Source organism: Altererythrobacter sp. B11, assembly GCF_003569745.1.
In the GTDB taxonomy this organism is placed as follows: Bacteria; Pseudomonadota; Alphaproteobacteria; order Sphingomonadales; family Sphingomonadaceae; genus Croceibacterium_C.
Window position 1 is genome coordinate 133674 of the sequence record NZ_AP018498.1, and the last position, 16586, is coordinate 150259.

The following is a 16586-nucleotide window of genomic DNA, read 5'->3' on the forward strand; positions in this document are numbered from 1 at the left end:
CTCAGGCCCCGGCCACCGCGCGGCCGGCCCATTCCACGATTGCCGGTTCGGGCAAGGCGCCAGCGCGCCGGCCGATCTCCCGCCCGCCGCGCAACAGCAGCAGAGTGGGGATGGAGCGGATCTGAAACCGCTCTGCCAGCCCGGCTTCCGCTTCTGTATCCACCTTGGCGAGCACCATTCGCGGCTCCAGCCGCGCCGCCGCCGCTGCAAAGGCGGGGGCCATGGCGCGGCATGGGCCGCACCAGGATGCCCAGAAGTCCACCAGCACCGGCAGCGTGCCGCGCGTGACCAGCCGGTCGAACAGCGCCGTGTCGGCGGCAAGCGGCATTCCGGTGAACAAGGGCCGACCGCATCGGCCGCATTTCGGCTGCTCCGCAAGCCGCGCATGCGGCACGCGGTTCAGCGCGGTGCAAGAAGGGCAGACGATCGTCTCGTCAGTCATGGGCAGCCTCCGCCTGATGAGCCTGCCCCAGGGTGGCCGGATGGCCGTCGTCACGCAAGACGATATAGATGGCGGGGATGACCAGCACGGTCAGCAGCGTGGAGCTGGCAAGGCCGAACAGCAGCGAGATCGCCAGGCCCTGGAAGATCGGATCGGTCAGGATCACCGCCGCGCCGATCATCGCCGCCGCGGCGGTGAGCACGATGGGTTTGAAGCGGATCATCCCCGCTTCCAGCAGCGTATCGCGCAGCGGCTTGCCCGGCGCGCGCGCATGGCGGATGAAATCCACCAGCAGGATGGAATTGCGCACGATGATCCCCGCCAGCGCGATGAAGCCGATCATGCTGGTGGCGGTGAAGGGCGCGCCGAACAGCATGTGGCCGATCACGATGCCCACCAGCGTGAGCGGGATGGGGATGAGGATCACCAGCGGCAGCTTGAAATTGCGGAACTGCCCCACGACCAGCACATAGATCGCCAGCAGCGCGACCATGAAGGCAGCGCCCATGTCGCGGAAGGTCACCCAGGTGATTTCCCACTCCCCGTCCCACAGCAGGCTGGGCCGCTGCTCGTCCTCCGGCTGGCCGTTGAGCCGGATCACCGGCTTCTGCAGCCCGGCGGCCGCCCAATCGAAGGAATCGACCGCCTCGTCCACGGCCAGCATGCCATAGATCGGCGCCTCGTAGCGTCCGGCCAGTTCCGCCGTCACCATCGCCGCGCCGCGCCCGTCGCGGCGGAAGATCGACTGGCCGCCCTCCGTCGTCTGCGCATCCACCACCTGGTCCAGCCGGACGAGCTGCGGCCCGGCCGCACCCGCCGCGACGGCCACCGGCGTGGCCCCCAGTGCCCCGTCCCACCGGCGCTGCGACTGGTCCAGCGTGAGCTGGATCGGCAGCGGATCGCGCCCTTCCCCCTGCGGCGCATAGCCCAGCGTGGCGCTCCCCAGCATCGCGGCCATGCTGTCCAGCACCTGCCGCTCCGGCAGGCCGTAGTAATCCAGCCGGTCGCGATCGGGCAGCAGCCGCAGCTGCGGCACCGGTTCGCCGAAGCTGTTGTCCACGTCCACGATGAAGGGCACCTGGCGGAAGATCGCCTCCAACTGGCGAGCGGTGGCGCGGCGCGTCGCCTCGTCCGGCCCATAGACCTCGGCGAGCAGCGTCGCCATCACCGGCGGCCCCGGCGGCGTTTCCACCACCTTTACGGAGGCGCCCTTCGGCAAAGGAAGGGCGGCCAGCTTCTGGCGCAGATCCACGGCAATCTGGTGGCTGGAACGGGAACGGTCGCCCTTCTCGCGCAGCGTCACCATCACATCGCCCATCCACGGCTTGGCCCGCAGGAAGTAATGCCGGACCAGACCGTTGAAATTGAACGGGGCGGAGGTGCCGGCATAGAGCTCCATCGCCTCCACCTCCGGCACGGTGCGGGCCACGGCGGCGACACGCTCCAGCGCGCCGGAGGTCGCCTCCAGGCTCGTGCCCTCCGGCATGTCGACCACCAGCTGCACTTCGCTCTTGTTGTCGAAGGGCAGCAGCTTCACCGTCACCGCCTTGAAATAGAACATCGAACAGGCGAGCAGCGTGGCGAGGCCCACGGCGATCAGGAAGCGCAGGGCGCCCTGCCGCGTGGCGATCACCCCGCCCGCCACGCGGGCATAGAGCGCGCCCAGCCGGCCACCCTGCGCCGCTTCGCCATGGGCCAGCGTCTTGCGGGCGAAGCGGATCATCAGCCAGGGCGCGATGATCACCGCGACGAAGAAGGAAAACACCATCGCGGCCGAAGCGTTGATGGGGATCGGCGCCATATAGGGGCCCATCAGGCCCGAGACGAACAGCATCGGCAGCAGTGCGGCGACCACCGTCAGCGTGGCGACGATGGTGGGATTGCCCACTTCCGCCACCGCCTCCACCGCCGCCTGCTCGCGGCTCTTGCCGCTGTCCATCGCCCAATGGCGGGCGATGTTCTCGATCATCACGATCGCGTCATCCACCAATATGCCGATGGAGAAGATCAGCGCGAACAGGCTCACGCGGTTGATCGTGAAGCCCATCAGGTTGGAGGCGAACATGGTGAGCAGGATCGTGGTGGGGATCACGATCGCGGTCACGCCCGCCTCGCGCCAGCCGATCGCGAAGCCGATCAGGATGACGATGGACACCGTCGCCAGCGCGAGGTGGAACAGCAGCTCGTTCGCCTTTTCATCGGCGGTGGCGCCATAATTACGTGTGACGCTGACCTGCACCGTATCGGGGATGAGGCTGCCCTGCAGCGCCTCCACCCGCTCGACGATCGCGCCCGAGACCGTCACCGCATTTGCGCCCGCGCGCTTGGCGATGGCGAGGCTGACGGCGGGGGCCATGGTCCACTGCCCTTTCTCCTGCGCCCAGCGCCACACGCGCGCCTGATCCTGCGTCGGGCCTTCGCGGACCTGCGCGACATCGCGCAGGAACACGCGCGAACCGTCGATCGCGCGCAGCTGCAAACCGCCGATTTCGGCGGCGGAGCGCAGCGTTTCGCCTGCCATTGCGCCGCGCGCCAGCCCGCCCTCGCGCAGATCGCCCAGCGGGAAGGCGCGGTTCGCCTGCGTCGCCGCCTCGATCACGCTGGACAGCGGCACCTGCCTTGCGGCGAGTTTCGCCGGATCCGGCACGATCCGGATCGCCTGTTGCTGCCCGCCGGCGATGAAGGTCAGGCCGACATCATCCACCTTGGCGATTTCCGTCCGCAGCCGTTCGGCGAGTTGGTGGAGCGACTGGTCGGTCCACTCCCCGGGCGCGCCCGGCCTGGGGGTCAGCGTGAGCACCACGATGGGCACGTCGTTGATGCCCCGCACCGTGACCTGCGGCGGCGGGATGCCCACCGGAATGCGGTCGATATTGGCGTTGATCTTCTCGCTGACGCGAGTGGCGGCATCCTCGGGGTCCGAGCCGACGAGGAAGCGCGCCGTCACCAGCACGCCGTTGTCCTCGGCCTGGGTATAGACATGCTCCACCCCGTCGATGCTTTTGATGATGGTTTCCAGCGGCTTGGCCACCAGCTCCACCGCATCGCCTGCGGACAGGCCGGAGGCGGCCACCTGGATATCCACCATCGGCACGCTGATCTGCGGCTCTTCCTCGCGGGGGATGGTGATGGTTGCCAGCAGGCCCACCAAAATGGCCGCCAGCAGCGCCAGCGGGGTCAGCGGCGAATTGATCGTCGCCCGGGTGAGCCGGCCGGAAATACCCGGATTCACCGGCTTTTCTCCCCCGCCGCCCGCACCAGCGTGTCACCTGCGGAGACGCCGGACAGCACCTCCACCTTGCCGGGCTCGGCGGAGGGGGCGGTCTGCACCGGGACGGTTGCCGTGGTGCCGTCCGGCGCGCGCAGGACCACGGTGTCGATGCCGAAGCGGGTCGTCACATAGGCGGCGGGAACGAGGAGCGCCTTGCGGGTTCCGGCCTGCACCTGCGCCGCGACCCGGCGGCCGATCAGCCGCGCGTCGAGGCCAGCCACTTCGGCGTCGGCCCTCACTTGCCCTGCGGAAACAGAGGGATAGATGCGGGTGACGCGGCCTCGCTGCCCACGATCGAGCAGCACGGCGGCGCCGGGGCGGAGCGAGTCCGCCAGCGTTTCCGGCAAGTCCAGCCGCAGGATCACGGGGCCGGCGGTGATGGTGGCGATCGCCATGCCGGGCGCCACGGCGGAGCCGGCGGGAACATCGGCGGCGAGCACCCGGCCGCTGGCGGGGGCGAGGACGAGGCCCTGCCCGGCCACCGCCTCCACCGCCCGCTGCTGGGCGCGGGCCGCCTGCACCTGCGCCTGCGCCGCCGAAGCTGTGGCCTGCGCCTGCTCCAGCCGCGCCTTGGCATAAACTCCGTTATCGAACAGGAACCTGGCGCGATCCGCCTCGGCCCGGGCGGCGGTGGCCTGGGCAGCGGCGGCGGCGGCCTTGGCGCCATAGGCGCCGCTCTGATAGCCGAGCTGGCTGTCCGTAATGCGGCCGATCGCCTGCCCCTTCTGCACATAGTCGCCCTCTTCCACCGAGAGCGAGGCGAGGATGCCGGGGATGCGCGCCAGCGCCTGCGCCTGATCCACCGTCGCCACTTCGGCGCTGACGGAGGCCCAGTCGGCGGTCTCGGACGGCTGCAAGACCAGCGGCGCGACGGCCGCAGGGGCGCGTTGCTGCACCGGCTCCGCATCGCCGCTGCAGGCCGCCAGCAGCAGCAGTGCAAGTGTTAGGGCATGCCTTGGGGCTCTGCTCACCGCGATGTCTCCCATGTTCCCGCCTCGAAAACGTTAGCGCACCGCGCCGCCGCAACCTCTCGGTAGATATCCGGATCGACCGGCCTTGCCGTTTGCCGGATGCTCCACCTTGAGATTGCCCCAGTTGATTTCTCATTTGCATATATTGTGTATGTGTTGTAGGGGTCAAGGGGAAAGCGAAGGAGAGGGACGTGGCCGAAGCTCATGTGGTTATCCTGGGTGCCGGGTTGGGCGGCACCATCGCCGCCTATGAAATCCGTCAGGCCCTGCAGGACAGCGCCCGCGTCACCGTGGTGAACAAGGGGGAGGACTATTGGTTCGTGCCCTCCAACCCGTGGGTCGCCGTCGGCTGGCGCGAGCCGGAGGCGCTGCGCGTGCATCTCCCCCCGGTCATGGCAAAGCACGGGATTGCCTTCACCGGCGTGAGGGCGAAGCGGGTCGATCCCGCCAACAACCGGCTGGAACTGAACGACGGCACCACGCTGGATTACGATTATCTGGTGATCGCCACCGGGCCCGACCTCGCCTTTGACGAGATCGAGGGCTTCGGGCCGGAGGGCTTCACCCATTCGGTGTGCGAGACGCGCCACGCCGCCGCTGCCCATGCCGCCTTCGAGGATCTGTGCCTCAACCCGGGCCCGATCGTGGTCGGCGCGGTGCAGGGCGCCTCCTGCTACGGCCCGGCCTACGAAACGGCGATGATCCTCGATACCGAGCTGAAGCGCCGCCAGATCCGCGACCGGGTGCCGATCACCTTCATTACGCCCGAGCCCTATATCGGCCATCTCGGGCTGGACGGCGTGGGCGACACCAAGGGCCTGCTGGAAAGCGAGATGCGCCAGCGGCACATCAAGTGGATCACCAATGCCCGGGTGACGAAGGTGGAACAGGGCCTGTGCCATGTCGAGGAAGTGGACGAGGACGGCGCGCTGAAGCGGACGCATGACCTGCCCTTCGGCTGGGCGATGATGCTGCCCGCCTTCCGCGGCGTGCCGGCGCTGATGGGGCTGGAAGGACTGGTCAACCCGCGCGGCTTCGTGCTGACCGACCGGCACCAGCGCAACCCGGCCTATCCCAACATCTTCGGCCTCGGCGTGTGCATCGCGATCCCCCCGGTGGCCCCCACCCCGCTGCCGGTGGGAGTGCCCAAGACCGGCTTCATGATCGAATCCATGGTTACCGCCATCACCCGCAACCTGCAGGAGATCATGGCCGGCGGCGAACCGACGCATGAGGCGAGCTGGAATGCGATCTGCCTGGCCGATTTCGGCGATGGCGGGGTGGCCTTCGTGGCCAAGCCGCAGATCCCGCCGCGCAACACCAATTGGGCGAGCGAGGGCAAATGGGTCCACCTCGCCAAGATCGGCTTCGAGAAATACTTCCTGCGCAAGATCCGCCGCGGCGAAAGCGAACCCTTTTACGAGAAGCTCGCCCTGCATGTGCTGGGCGTGAAGAAGCTGCGTTTCGACTGAGGAGACTGCCGATGAACATCGATCGCGCCGTGCTGGCCTTCGCCGGCTTCGTGGTGGTGCTGGGCGCCGTGCTTTCGCTCACCGTGCATCCCTGGTGGATTGCCCTGTCCATCTTCGCCGGGCTCAACATGATGCAGGCCAGCGTCACCGGCTTCTGCCCCGCGGCCATGGTGTTGCGGGCGATGGGCGTGCGCCCGGGCACCGCCTTCCGCTGAGCGGAACGATGCGGCGGTTCGCCTTCTCCCTGCTGCTGGCCGGGCTCGCCCTGCCCCTGCCCGCCGCCGCCCAGTCGCTGGACGAGGCGGTGGCCGCCGCGCTCGCCCATGCGCCGCAGATCGCCGCCGCGCGGGCGCGCGAAGATGCCGCCGCCGCCGCGGTGGACGAGGCGCGGGCCCAGCGCATGCCGCAGGCGGCGGTGGAAGGGCAGATCGGCCTCGGCCGGCTGGACCCCAAGGGCTATTTCGGCCTCACCGCCGATGACGTGACGCCGCGCAGCGCGCAGGCGAGTGTCGAGCTGCCGCTGTTCACCGGCGGGCGGGTGGGCGCGGCGGTGCAGCAGGCGGAAGGCGGCAGCGCCGCAGCCAGGCTGGGCACGGCGCACGCCGCGCTCGATCTCCGCCTGCAGGTGGTGGATGCCTACACAACCGCGCTTTCGGCGCGTGAGCAGGCAGCGAGCTACACCGCGCTGCGCGCCTCGCTGGCGGAAGTGCTGCGGCAGGCGCGGCTGGCCTTCACCGCCGGGGCCGGCACCTCCACCGAAGTGGCGCAGGCGGAGGCGCGGCTGGCCGAAGCCGAAGCGGGGCTGGCCGGGGCCGAAGGCGCGCTGGCGGCGGCCCTCGGCCGGCTGGAACGGCTCGCCGGAATGCCGATCGCACCGCAGGGCGACCTGCCCCCGCCGCCGCCCACGCCCGACACGGTGGAGGCGGCCACGCAAATGGCGGTGGCGGGCAATCCGCAGCTGGAGCAGGCGCGCCGCATGGCGGAGGTCGCCCGCAAGGGTATTGCCGCCGCGCGCGCCGAATATCTCCCCAGCGTGGGCCTCTATGCCGAAGCCGCCACGGTGCGCGACCAGTTCTTCCCCGGCTATATCGCCGATAGCGCCAGCGTGGGCCTGCGCGGGCGGTGGACCTTCTTCAGCGGCGGGCGCACCGGCGCCAAGGTAAGCGGCGCCGAGGCCAATGCCCGCGCCGCCGATGCCGATGCCCGCGCGGCGGAACTGGCGGTGGAGACGCAGGCGATCACCAGCTTCGCCGCGCTGCGCACCGCGCGCCTGACGCAGGAGGCCGCTGCCCGCCGCGTCGCCGCCACGCAGGAGGCGCTGCGCGGCACCCGGCTGGAAGTGCAGGCCGGCGCCAAGCCGCAGCTCGCCCTGCTGGACGCGGAACGCGAAGCCATCGCCGCCCGCGTCGCCCGGATCGAAGCCGACGGCCGCCTCCTGCTCGCCGCCTACACCCTGCGCGCCGTGGCGGGGATGGACCGGCTGGATTGAGGGCGGGTGGCGTAACCGCTGGCGATCAGGGCGGGTTTAGGCGGACTTGCGGGCAGAAGCTGCCGGGCGGCAAACGACAACCTTGCGGACGTTCACGCGGGTTGAGGACGGGCCGCTATCCAACCACTTACCGCTGAGACAATTGAAACTGGCAGGGCCAACGCGCAAAGCATAATGATGCCAATCAGCCAAAGGGGTCCGGATCCGGTGTTGAGCCACATGACGGGCAGTTGCGCGAAAGTTAGCATCATTCCTGCGAGCCAGCCGCGCCTTTTCAAAAGCAGCCCTCCCAGCGCCGACAAGATAAAGGATACGGGATACCAGACGCTCCAGTAGGTTTCCGCGTCCCAAGGCTCCGCAGCGCCAGTCACTTTGGTTACTAGGAACCAGTAGGCCGCGCCGCCGATCATCATGAAGAAAATATTCATCGTCGGGCGCTCCCGCGCATACCTTCACTGCGAACCGAGTGAATCGGCTATAGCAGTCTCTTCCCGAATACTGCCATTCCGCTTTCCACCCCATACCCGCCGTCAGCCCGGCTGAGCAGCCTCCCCGGGGCGTACACCAAGTTTTAGCCGCCCTCCGGCCCCCGCCTCGTGCTCGCCGCCTACACCCTGCGCGCGGTTGCAGGGATGGACCGGCTGGATTGAGTGCGGGGGGCGGCGTAAGCGCCTGCGATCGGGCGGGTTTGGGCGGTCTTGCGGGCAGAAGCTGTCAGGCGGCAAACGACGCGAGTTCCGCCGTCGAGATGCCAATGCCGGCGCCTTGGACACGGTCTTTTAAGACACACCCACATATGGATACATCATGTCGATGCTTATCCAGCAGGCCGAGCTGCCCTGTCGCGCGCAAACCGAGACGCCGCCGACCTTGCTGAGAGGCCAGCCTGTTAGGATCGATCCGCTACTCGACCGTGCCATGGCCTCGGCGAAGGTCGGGGCTTGGTCCTGCAACCTTTCCGACAGTAAACTGACGTGGACCACGGGTGTCTATGATATCTTCGGGCTACCACGCGAAACCGCTGTCGATCGGCGAGAAGTGCTTGATCTCTACACAGAGGAGTCCCGCGATGAGCTGGAAAGGCTTCGCGCCGAAGCGATAGATCAAGGTGGCACCTTCATTCTCGATGCTCAAGTTAAGCGTCCGGATGGTGAAATGCGGTGGATGCGTATCCACGCAGAGATGGTCCGTCCGGCCGGTGCCGCTCCCACCCTCCATGGGTTGAAGCAGGATGTGACCGAGGAAAAGCTGCGTTCAGACGCGCTGCGGCGCCTGGCTGAAAACGACGCGCTTACCGGCCTCGCCAACCGGGCTATCTACGAAAGCCGTTTCCTTGATGCGGGGCGCACTCGCTCAGCCCTCACATCACTCGGCGCGCTGATTCTTTTCGATCTGAACGATTTCAAGAGGATCAACGACCGATGGGGCCATTTGGCGGGAGATGCCTGTCTCAAGGTATTCGCGGAACGGTTGTGCTCGTTCTTTCCAGATGCACTGCTGACCGCGAGGATCGGCGGCGACGAGTTCGCGGTGATCCTTCGCAATGATGAGTCAGCAGAGGCAATTGAGGCGCGCGTCAACCGCTCCCTGATCCGCTTGCGTGCCCCCATTCTATGGCAGGGGCACATGTTCACCGTCAGCGCCTCAAGCGGTATCGCGTTTCCCCCCGATCCCTATTTCTACGATGCCGAAGAACTGTTCGTCAGGGCTGATGCGGCTCTTTACAACACCAAAAGACGTTTTCGGCGAACGCGGGAATCTGACCGCTGTTGAAACCGGGCATAGCTGGTCATCGATCCATTCGACGCGCAAGGCCACACTCGCAAGCAGCTGCTGCGTCATGAGACCGGACTCTCCTCAAGCGCGCATTTCGCGCGGGCGCTTACTTGGAAAACTCTCGCTTGCGGTCCACCGGAGTGACCGGGCCGCGCCGCCATTTCTGAACCAGGGCGTCGGCACGCGCCTCGTAGTAATCGGCCGGGCCGCCCCCGCGCGAGACCGGGACCGCATGGGTGGTCTGATAGATGCCGTCGAGGAGGCATTCCTGATTGATGTGAACATGCACCACCTGGCCGAACACCATCCGGAAGTCGCTGGGGATGCCGTCCAGATCCTTGAGGTGGACGATCTCGGTCACCTTGCATTCGAACTGGGCGGGACTTGCCGCCACGCGCGGCGGTGCCACATCAACCGAGGCGATCTTCTCGATCCCCGCCATGTCGAACTCGTCGACATCGGGGCCCACCTCGTCCCCCGTGAGGATCATTACGTCGGTGACATCGCGGCCGACCAGGTTCCAGACGAATTCGCCGGTTTCGCGCGCATTGCGGACGCTGTCCTTCTCCCCGCCGGAGGAGAAGCCGATGATCAGCGGGCGATAGCTGGCGATGTTGAACAGGCTGAACGGCGCGAGATTGGCGACCCCCTCGGCGCTGACCGTGCTGATCCAGCCGATCGGGCGGGGCGCGACGATCGCATTGGCCGGCTCATGCTTGAGACGATGGCCTTCAGCCGGGCGATAGGAATGAAATTCTCTCATGATGGCGCAGGTCCCTGGCAAGCTGAGAAACCGGAAAGATTTCCGGTTTTCGATCTGCTCGGGTCTATAAGTCGGTATGCGCCTGGGTCCAAGAGATTTTCGGGCAGTGGTGAGGAAGTCCGCTTTCCCGTCCAAAGATAGCCAGACGCTCGTCTCTCCCCCATGATGGGGAGAGATACGCAGGCTTGGGCGCGGGGCGCCTAGCCGGAGTTGAGAGGGGCATGGGCGGTCACCCCCCTCTCCCAACCCTCTCCCCTGAAGGGGAGAGGGCTATGACCGCCCCCTTCCTGCCGTTCGGCGGGACGGAGCGATCTTCTGACAGCAGACTTCCTTGCGGACGGATCCGCCCGCCAGCCTAGCAGCGGACCAGTTCCGCCACATCCATGCTCGCCTCGGCCAGCGCGAGCGGGGCGCGGCGGTGGGAGACGAGGATCAGGCCGGTGCCGGTCTGCGCCAGCCAGTCGTCCAGCGCCGCCACCAGCACCGCCTCGGTGGCGGGGTCCAGCCCCTCGGTCGGTTCGTCGAGTAGCAGCCAGGGCCGCCGCGCCAGCAGGGCGCGGGCGAGCGAGAGCCGCTTGCGCTCCCCGCCCGAAAGGATGCCGCCCGCCTCCCCCAGCCGCGTGGCGAGGCCGGTGGGCGCGGTTTCGATCCGGCGGCGCAATTGCGCGATTTCCAGCGCCTGCCACATCTCCGCTTCCGTGATCCCCGGGCGCGCGAGGCGCAGATTGTCCTCCACCGTGCCGGCCAGCATCGGCGCATCCTGCGGCGAGAGGGCGAATTGCCCGCGCAGCACCTCCCCCGGGCATTGCGGCAGCGGCACGCCGCCCACTTCCACCGGCATGGCACCGGCGCGCATCCCGGCCAGCGCCTCCAGCAGCATCGTCTTGCCCGAGCCCGAAATGCCGGTGATCGCCAGCCGCGCTCCGGGTTCCAGAACGCGCCCGGCGAGGCGGAGCGGCTGTGCCGGCCGGGCGGCGGCGGGAAGGTGATCCTCCGCCAGCGGCAGTTCGCGCAGCGCGGCGATGCGGGCGAGGCCTTCCTCCACCGCGGCATTGCGGAAGGCGCTGCGCGCCAGGCCGCCCATGGCCTCCACCGCGGCGGCGGCAGCCAATAAGGCGAGCGCGAGGATCGGCACCGGCGCGCTTGCAGCGAGCAGCACTGCCACCACCGCCACCGCGCCATAGAGCGCCAGCAGCCCGCCCATCGCCGCTTCCGCGCGGAACAGCCGGCCACGGGCGGCGTCCAGCCGGGCGGCGAAGGGCGCGAGTTCCTCCGCCACGCGCTCCCCCAGCCCATAGGCGGCGATTTCCGGGCGGGCGGCGGCCAACTCCACATAGCGATCGCGCAGCGCGCCCAGCGCCTCCGCCGCGTCACGCGCGGGGGCGCGGGTCCAGCGTTCCGCCGCGCGCCGCAGCACGAACGGCAGCAGCGCCAGCAGCAGAGCCAGCGCCAGCGCGGCCGCCCAGCCCGCCAAGGCCGCGAGGGCGAGGCCGAGCGCCCCCGCCCCCAGCGCCGCTGCCCGCGCGGGCCGGCGGACCACCAGATCCTCCAGCGCTTCGATATCGCCGATCAGCCGCGCGCTGGCATCGCCCGCGGCAAGATCGGGCGCGCTGCGGCTGTCCTGCGCGGCGAGGCGGGCGAAGAGATCTGCGCGCAATTCGGCCATGCCCGACAGCGCGCCCTCGTGCGACCAGATCCGCTCGCCATAGCGGCCCGCCGTGCGCAGGATCGCCAGCAGGCGGATCGCGGCGCTGGGCACGAGATAGTTGAACCCCGCGACCGCGGCCGCGCCGCCTGCCCCCGCCAACGCCGCCCCGGCAAGGAACCAGCCGGAAATGCCGAGCAGCAGGATCGCGGACAGGGCAGCGACCACCGCCGCCAGCGCGCCCAGCCGAACGAGGCGGCGGGTGGCGGGCGTCATCCCCGCAAGATCGAGGAGCGGCATCACAGCGCCACCTGCAGCCGCGCGGCGGAGGCCACCAGCGGATCATGCGTGGCGGCGAGGATGCAGCGCTCCCCCGCCAGATCCTGCAGCAGGGCAACGATCGCGGCGGCGCTGGCGGGATCGAGATCGGCGGTCGGTTCGTCACACAGCAGCAGCGGGCGGCCGGAGAGGATCGCGCGGGCGAGCCCGATGCGGCGCCGCTCCCCGCCCGAAAGCCCCGAGCCATTGTGATCGAGCGGGAGGGCCAGCCCACCGCGCCGGGCGAGCAACGCGCCCAGCCCCACCCGCTCCGCCACGGCGGCGATCTCCGCCGCGCTGGCCTGCGGCGCGGCGAGCGCGATATTCTCGCCCAGCGTGCCGGGCAGCAGCAGCGGCCGCTGCGCCGCCCAGGCCACGGCGCGGGGATCGAGCGGGAGGCCGGACGCGGTGCGGATCGTGCCCGCAGACGGCGCCACCTGCCCGGCGATGGCCGCCAGCGTGGTCGATTTGCCGCTGCCGGTGGGGCCGGTGATGGCGGCGAAATCGCACCGTTCCAGCAGCAGGTCCACGGGGCCGATTTCCGTCCCCGGCCAGCTTAGCCGCAGATCGCGCAGGGCCAGCCCGTCGAACGCGGAAAGCGGCACGGCAGAGATTTCATCGGCGGAAGGGGCAGGCACATCGGGCGCGGCTGCGGCCAGCGCATCGCGTGCTGCCTCCCCCAGCTGCTTCTCGTGATAAACCGCCGCCAGCCGCCGCATCGGCAGATAGAATTCCGGCGCCATGGCCAGCGCGAAGAAGGCGGTGGCCAGCGTCAGCCGCTCAGGCGGAGCGAAGGGCAGCAGGCCGAGCAGCGAGAAGCCGCAATAGACCGCCACCAGCGCCACTGCGAGCGCGGAGAAGAATTCCAGCACCGCACTGGAGAGGAAAGCCAGGCGCAGCACCGCCACCGTACGCTGCGCCACTTCGCGCGTCGCCTGCCGCACTTGCCGCGCCAGCCGGTCTTCGGCAGCGAAATGGCGGATCAGCCGCAGATTGCGCAGCCGATCGACGAACAGGCCGGACAGGGCGGAGAGCGCCGCCAGTTGGCGGTCGCTCGCCCGGCGCGCCGCCGTTCCGGCCAGCACCATGCCGAGGATGAAGGGCAGCAGCGTGCCCAGCAGGATCAGCGCCGCCACCCAACTGGCCATGGCGACGATGGCGAGCACGATCAGCGGCCCCAGCGCGGCATTCAGGCGGACGGGGAGGTAGCGAGAATCGTGATCCTCCACCGCCTGCAGATGATCGATCGCCAGCGCCGCGCTTTCACCCGACAGCAGCGGCCGGGGCAGCGCGCCGCCCAGCAGGCGCGGCCACAGCCTGCCGCGTCGCGCCGCCGTGGCAGCCTGCGCCGCATCCATGCCCGTGGCGGCCACTCCGTATAATCCCGCAGCGCGCAGCAGCGCGCCGGCGAGTATCAGGCTGGCCGGTAGCAGCGCTTGCGCGGAAGCGTGCAGGCCCTGCCCGATAGCCACCGCCAGCCCGCCGGCGAACAGCGCGGCCCCGGTGATGTCGAGCAACCAGAACAGAGCTGAGGTTGGTCTAGATTGCAACTATCATAAACCGTGTAAGTGTTGCCTTGACTCGCTTGGGGCCGGGGCGTAGCGGCGTGGTAGGAACTCCACGCTGCGGGTGCAATCTTCCGACTAGGCCCGGGCCGAAAAAGGATGAGTCCGCATGATTGACATGGCAGTGGTCGAATTGTCGCGGCTGCAGTTCGCGCTGACGGCCTTGTATCATTTCCTCTTCGTTCCGCTGACGCTGGGCCTGTCCTTCATGCTCTTCATTATGGAGAGCGTGTATGTGATGACCAACCGACCGATCTGGCGGGACATCACCCGCTTCTGGTCCAAGCTGTTCGGGATCAACTTCGTCCTGGGCGTCGCCACCGGCCTCACCATGGAATTCGAATTCGGGACCAACTGGTCCTATTATTCGCATTACGTGGGCGACATCTTCGGCGCGCCGCTGGCAATCGAAGGGCTGATGGCCTTCTTCCTGGAAGCGACCTTCGTGGGGCTGATGTTCTTCGGCTGGGATCGCCTGTCGAAGCGCGGCCATCTTCTCACCACCTTCATGGTCGCGCTGGGTTCCAACCTCTCCGCGCTGTGGATCCTCGTCGCCAATGGCTGGATGCAGCATCCGGCGGGCGCGCAGTTCAATCCCGAAACCATGCGCATGGAAGTGACCAATTTCTGGGACGTTATCTTCAACCCCGTGGCGCAGGCCAAGTTCGTCCATACGGTGAGCGCGGGCTATGTCACCGCTGCCGTCTTCGTGGTGGGCGTTTCGGCCTGGTATCTGCTCAAGGGCCGGCATGTAGAGCTGGCGAAGCGCAGCCTCACCGTGGCCGCCGCCTTCGGCCTGCTTTCCTCGCTGTCGGTCGTCGTGCTGGGTGACGAGAGCGGCTATGCGCTGACCGAAAACCAGAAGATGAAGCTGGCCGCCATGGAAGGCATGTGGGAGACTGAACGCGCGCCTGCGGGCCTGGCGCTGTTCGGCATCCCTTCCAACACCGGCCACGCCACGCGCTATGAGATCAAGGTGCCCTTCGTGCTGGGCCTGATCGCCACCCGCAGCCTGACGGGCGAGGTGGTGGGCATCAACGAACTGGTGCTGCATGCCGACCAGCGGATCCGCAACGGGCTGAAGGCCTATCAGGCGGTGGAGACGCTGAAGGTGAACCCCACCGACCTTACCGCGCGCGAGGCCTATGAACGAGCCAAGGACGATCTCGGCTATGCCCTGCTGCTGAAGCGTTTCACCAGCGATCCCATGGCGGCCGACGATGCCACGATCCGCCGCGCGGCCTGGTCCACCGTGCCCAATGTGCCGGCGCTGTTCTGGATGTTCCGCATCATGGCCGGGCTGGGCTTCTTCTTCATCGGCTTCTTCGCGCTCGCCTTCTGGTTCGCCACCAAGCGCAAGTTCGACCAGAAGTGGTTCCTGCGCACGGCGGTGGCGATCATTCCGCTGCCCTGGCTGACGGTGGAACTGGGCTGGGCAGTGGCGGAGATCGGCCGCCAGCCCTGGGCAGTGGACGGCGTGCTGCCCACCTTCCTGGGTGCATCGAGCCTTACCGTCCCGCAGATCTGGACCACCATTGCCGGCTTCACCCTGATCTACGGCATCCTCGCCGTGATCGAGGTGCGGCTGATGCTGGCGACGATCCGCAAGGGGCCGGAAATCTACCAGCCGTGGGACGGCAAGCCCTCCGCCGCGTCCGCAAGCGGCGCCGTGCCCATCGCCGCCGAATAGACGGCCAGAGAAGGATACGAGACATGCCTCCGATACCTCTCGATTACGAAACGCTCCGGGTCATCTGGTGGCTGCTGCTGGGCGTGCTGCTGATCGGCTTCGCGCTGACCGACGGCTTCGACCTCGGCACCGCGGCGCTGCTGCCGATTATCGGCAAGACGGATGCGGAACGGCGCACGGTGATCAACACCATCGGCGCCACCTGGGAAGGGAACCAGGTGTGGTTCATCCTGGGCGGCGGGGCAATCTTCGCCGCCTGGCCCTTCGTCTATGCGGTCAGCTTTTCGGGCTTCTACCTCGCCATGTTCCTCGTCCTCGCGGCGCTGATCCTGCGCCCGGTGGGGTTCAAATACCGCTCCAAGAAGGCCGACGCCGCGTGGCGCAATCGGTGGGACTGGGCGCTGTTCGCCGGCGGCTTCATCCCCGCGCTGGTGTTCGGCGTGGCGGTGGGCAATGTGCTGGCGGGCGCGCCCTTCCGGCTCGACAGCGACCTGCGCACCTTCTTCGAAGGCGGGCTGCTGGGCCTGTTCACGCCCTTCACCCTGCTGACCGGCCTGCTCTCTGTCACCATGCTGGTGCTGCACGGCGCCGGCTGGCTGTCGATCAAGCTGGAACGGGGCGTGGTGCATGATCGCGCGCGCCAATGGGGGCAGGCGGCTGCGCTGCTCTCGCTGCTGCTCTTCGCGCTCGGCGGACTCTACATCGCCTATGGCGACATCGGCTTCCGCCTTGCGGGCGTGGCCGATCCCATGGGGCCGTCGAACCCGCGGCTGACCGGCGCGGTGGCCGCGCCCGGCGCCTGGCTGGACAATTTCGGCCACTATCCCTGGATGCTGATCGCCCCCATTCTGGGCTTCGCCGGCCCCGCCCTGTCGCTGATCGGCATTCGCAGCGGGCGCGACCTGCTGGTGCTGGCGGGATCTTCCCTCGCCAATGTGGGCATCATCTCCACGGTCGGCCTGTCGATGTTCCCCTTCATCCTACCCAGCTCCATCGACGCATCCTCCAGCCTCACGGTGTGGAACGCCTCGTCCAGCCCCGGCACGCTGTTCATCATGCTGCTGGTCACGATCGTGCTGCTGCCCATCGTGCTGCTCTACACCGCCTGGGCCTACAAGGTGATGTTCGGCCGCGTGAGCGAGGCGGAAAGCACGATGAACCCCGACTTCTACTGAGGACACGCG

The 16586-nt window shown here is 68.3% G+C and carries 13 protein-coding genes; 6 read left to right on the forward strand and 7 right to left on the reverse strand.

All coding sequences use genetic code 11. From position 1 onward, the window contains the following. Position 1 precedes the first annotated feature (1 nt). From trxC to AEB_RS00590, 3 genes are read right to left on the reverse strand one after another with little or no spacing between them, the layout of a single operon-like run. Positions 2-442, reverse strand: coding sequence for a thioredoxin TrxC (gene trxC, locus AEB_RS00580; protein ID WP_119081344.1), 441 nt, complete (start codon positions 440-442; stop codon positions 2-4). Continuing rightward, a complete protein-coding gene (locus AEB_RS00585) occupies positions 435-3674 on the reverse strand; it encodes an efflux RND transporter permease subunit (RefSeq protein WP_119081345.1) in 3240 nt (1079 codons plus the stop codon). Before AEB_RS00585 ends, trxC begins: the two co-directional genes overlap by 8 nt. Continuing rightward, positions 3671-4684: an efflux RND transporter periplasmic adaptor subunit gene (locus tag AEB_RS00590; RefSeq protein WP_231958834.1), complete on the reverse strand. Its 1014-nt coding sequence runs from the start codon at positions 4682-4684 to the stop codon at positions 3671-3673. The genes AEB_RS00585 and AEB_RS00590 overlap by 4 nt, the downstream gene beginning before the upstream one ends. Positions 4685-4875: 191 nt before the next feature. On the opposite strand from AEB_RS00590, the gene AEB_RS00595 reads away from it, so the two are divergent. Genes AEB_RS00595 through AEB_RS00605 form a run of 3 tightly spaced genes read left to right on the forward strand, consistent with a single transcriptional unit; the run spans position 4876 to position 7645 of the window. Next, positions 4876-6156 carry an NAD(P)/FAD-dependent oxidoreductase gene (locus AEB_RS00595; RefSeq protein ID WP_119081347.1) on the forward strand — a complete coding sequence of 427 codons (1281 nt, stop codon included), beginning with the start codon at positions 4876-4878 and terminating at the stop codon, positions 6154-6156. Positions 6157-6167: 11 nt separating this feature from the next. Continuing rightward, on the forward strand, positions 6168-6371 hold the full coding sequence (locus AEB_RS00600) for a YgaP family membrane protein (protein WP_119081348.1): 204 nt from the start codon (positions 6168-6170) through the stop codon (positions 6369-6371). Positions 6372-6379: 8 nt separating this feature from the next. Further along, complete coding sequence (locus tag AEB_RS00605) at positions 6380-7645, forward strand: TolC family protein (RefSeq protein WP_119081349.1); 1266 nt, start codon at positions 6380-6382, stop codon at positions 7643-7645. 92 nt (positions 7646-7737) lie between these two features. Here the strand turns inward: AEB_RS00605 and AEB_RS00610 are convergent, their stop codons facing one another. After that, positions 7738-8073, reverse strand: a complete 336-nt coding sequence (locus AEB_RS00610) for a hypothetical protein (protein WP_119081350.1) — start codon at positions 8071-8073, stop codon at positions 7738-7740. Positions 8074-8452: 379 nt separating this feature from the next. Here AEB_RS00610 and AEB_RS00615 point away from each other — a divergent pair, with 379 nt between their 5' ends. Continuing rightward, positions 8453-9418, forward strand: coding sequence for a diguanylate cyclase domain-containing protein (locus AEB_RS00615; RefSeq protein ID WP_119081351.1), 966 nt, complete (start codon positions 8453-8455; stop codon positions 9416-9418). A 109-nt stretch (positions 9419-9527) separates the two neighbouring features. Here the strand turns inward: AEB_RS00615 and AEB_RS00620 are convergent, their stop codons facing one another. The 3 genes from AEB_RS00620 to AEB_RS00630 all read right to left on the reverse strand — a co-directional run bounded on the left by AEB_RS00620 (position 9528) and on the right by AEB_RS00630 (position 13664). After that, on the reverse strand, positions 9528-10184 hold the full coding sequence (locus tag AEB_RS00620; protein ID WP_172592953.1) for a flavin reductase family protein: 657 nt from the start codon (positions 10182-10184) through the stop codon (positions 9528-9530). Positions 10185-10539: 355 nt separating this feature from the next. Continuing rightward, positions 10540-12129 (reverse strand): ATP-binding cassette domain-containing protein, encoded by a 1590-nt coding sequence (locus AEB_RS00625; RefSeq protein ID WP_119081352.1) that lies wholly within the window; start codon positions 12127-12129, stop codon positions 10540-10542. Beyond that, positions 12129-13664 (reverse strand): ATP-binding cassette domain-containing protein, encoded by a 1536-nt coding sequence (locus AEB_RS00630; protein ID WP_231958835.1) that lies wholly within the window; start codon positions 13662-13664, stop codon positions 12129-12131. The genes AEB_RS00625 and AEB_RS00630 overlap by 1 nt, the downstream gene beginning before the upstream one ends. A gap of 160 nt (positions 13665-13824) precedes the next feature. Between AEB_RS00630 and AEB_RS00635 the strand changes: the two genes are divergently transcribed. Together AEB_RS00635 and cydB are read left to right on the forward strand one after the other, a co-directional pair. Beyond that, on the forward strand, positions 13825-15402 hold the full coding sequence (locus AEB_RS00635) for a cytochrome ubiquinol oxidase subunit I (RefSeq protein WP_197714478.1): 1578 nt from the start codon (positions 13825-13827) through the stop codon (positions 15400-15402). Between the two features lie 23 nt (positions 15403-15425). Further along, complete coding sequence (cydB, locus tag AEB_RS00640) at positions 15426-16577, forward strand: cytochrome d ubiquinol oxidase subunit II (RefSeq protein ID WP_119081354.1); 1152 nt, start codon at positions 15426-15428, stop codon at positions 16575-16577. Positions 16578-16586: the final 9 nt, after the last annotated feature.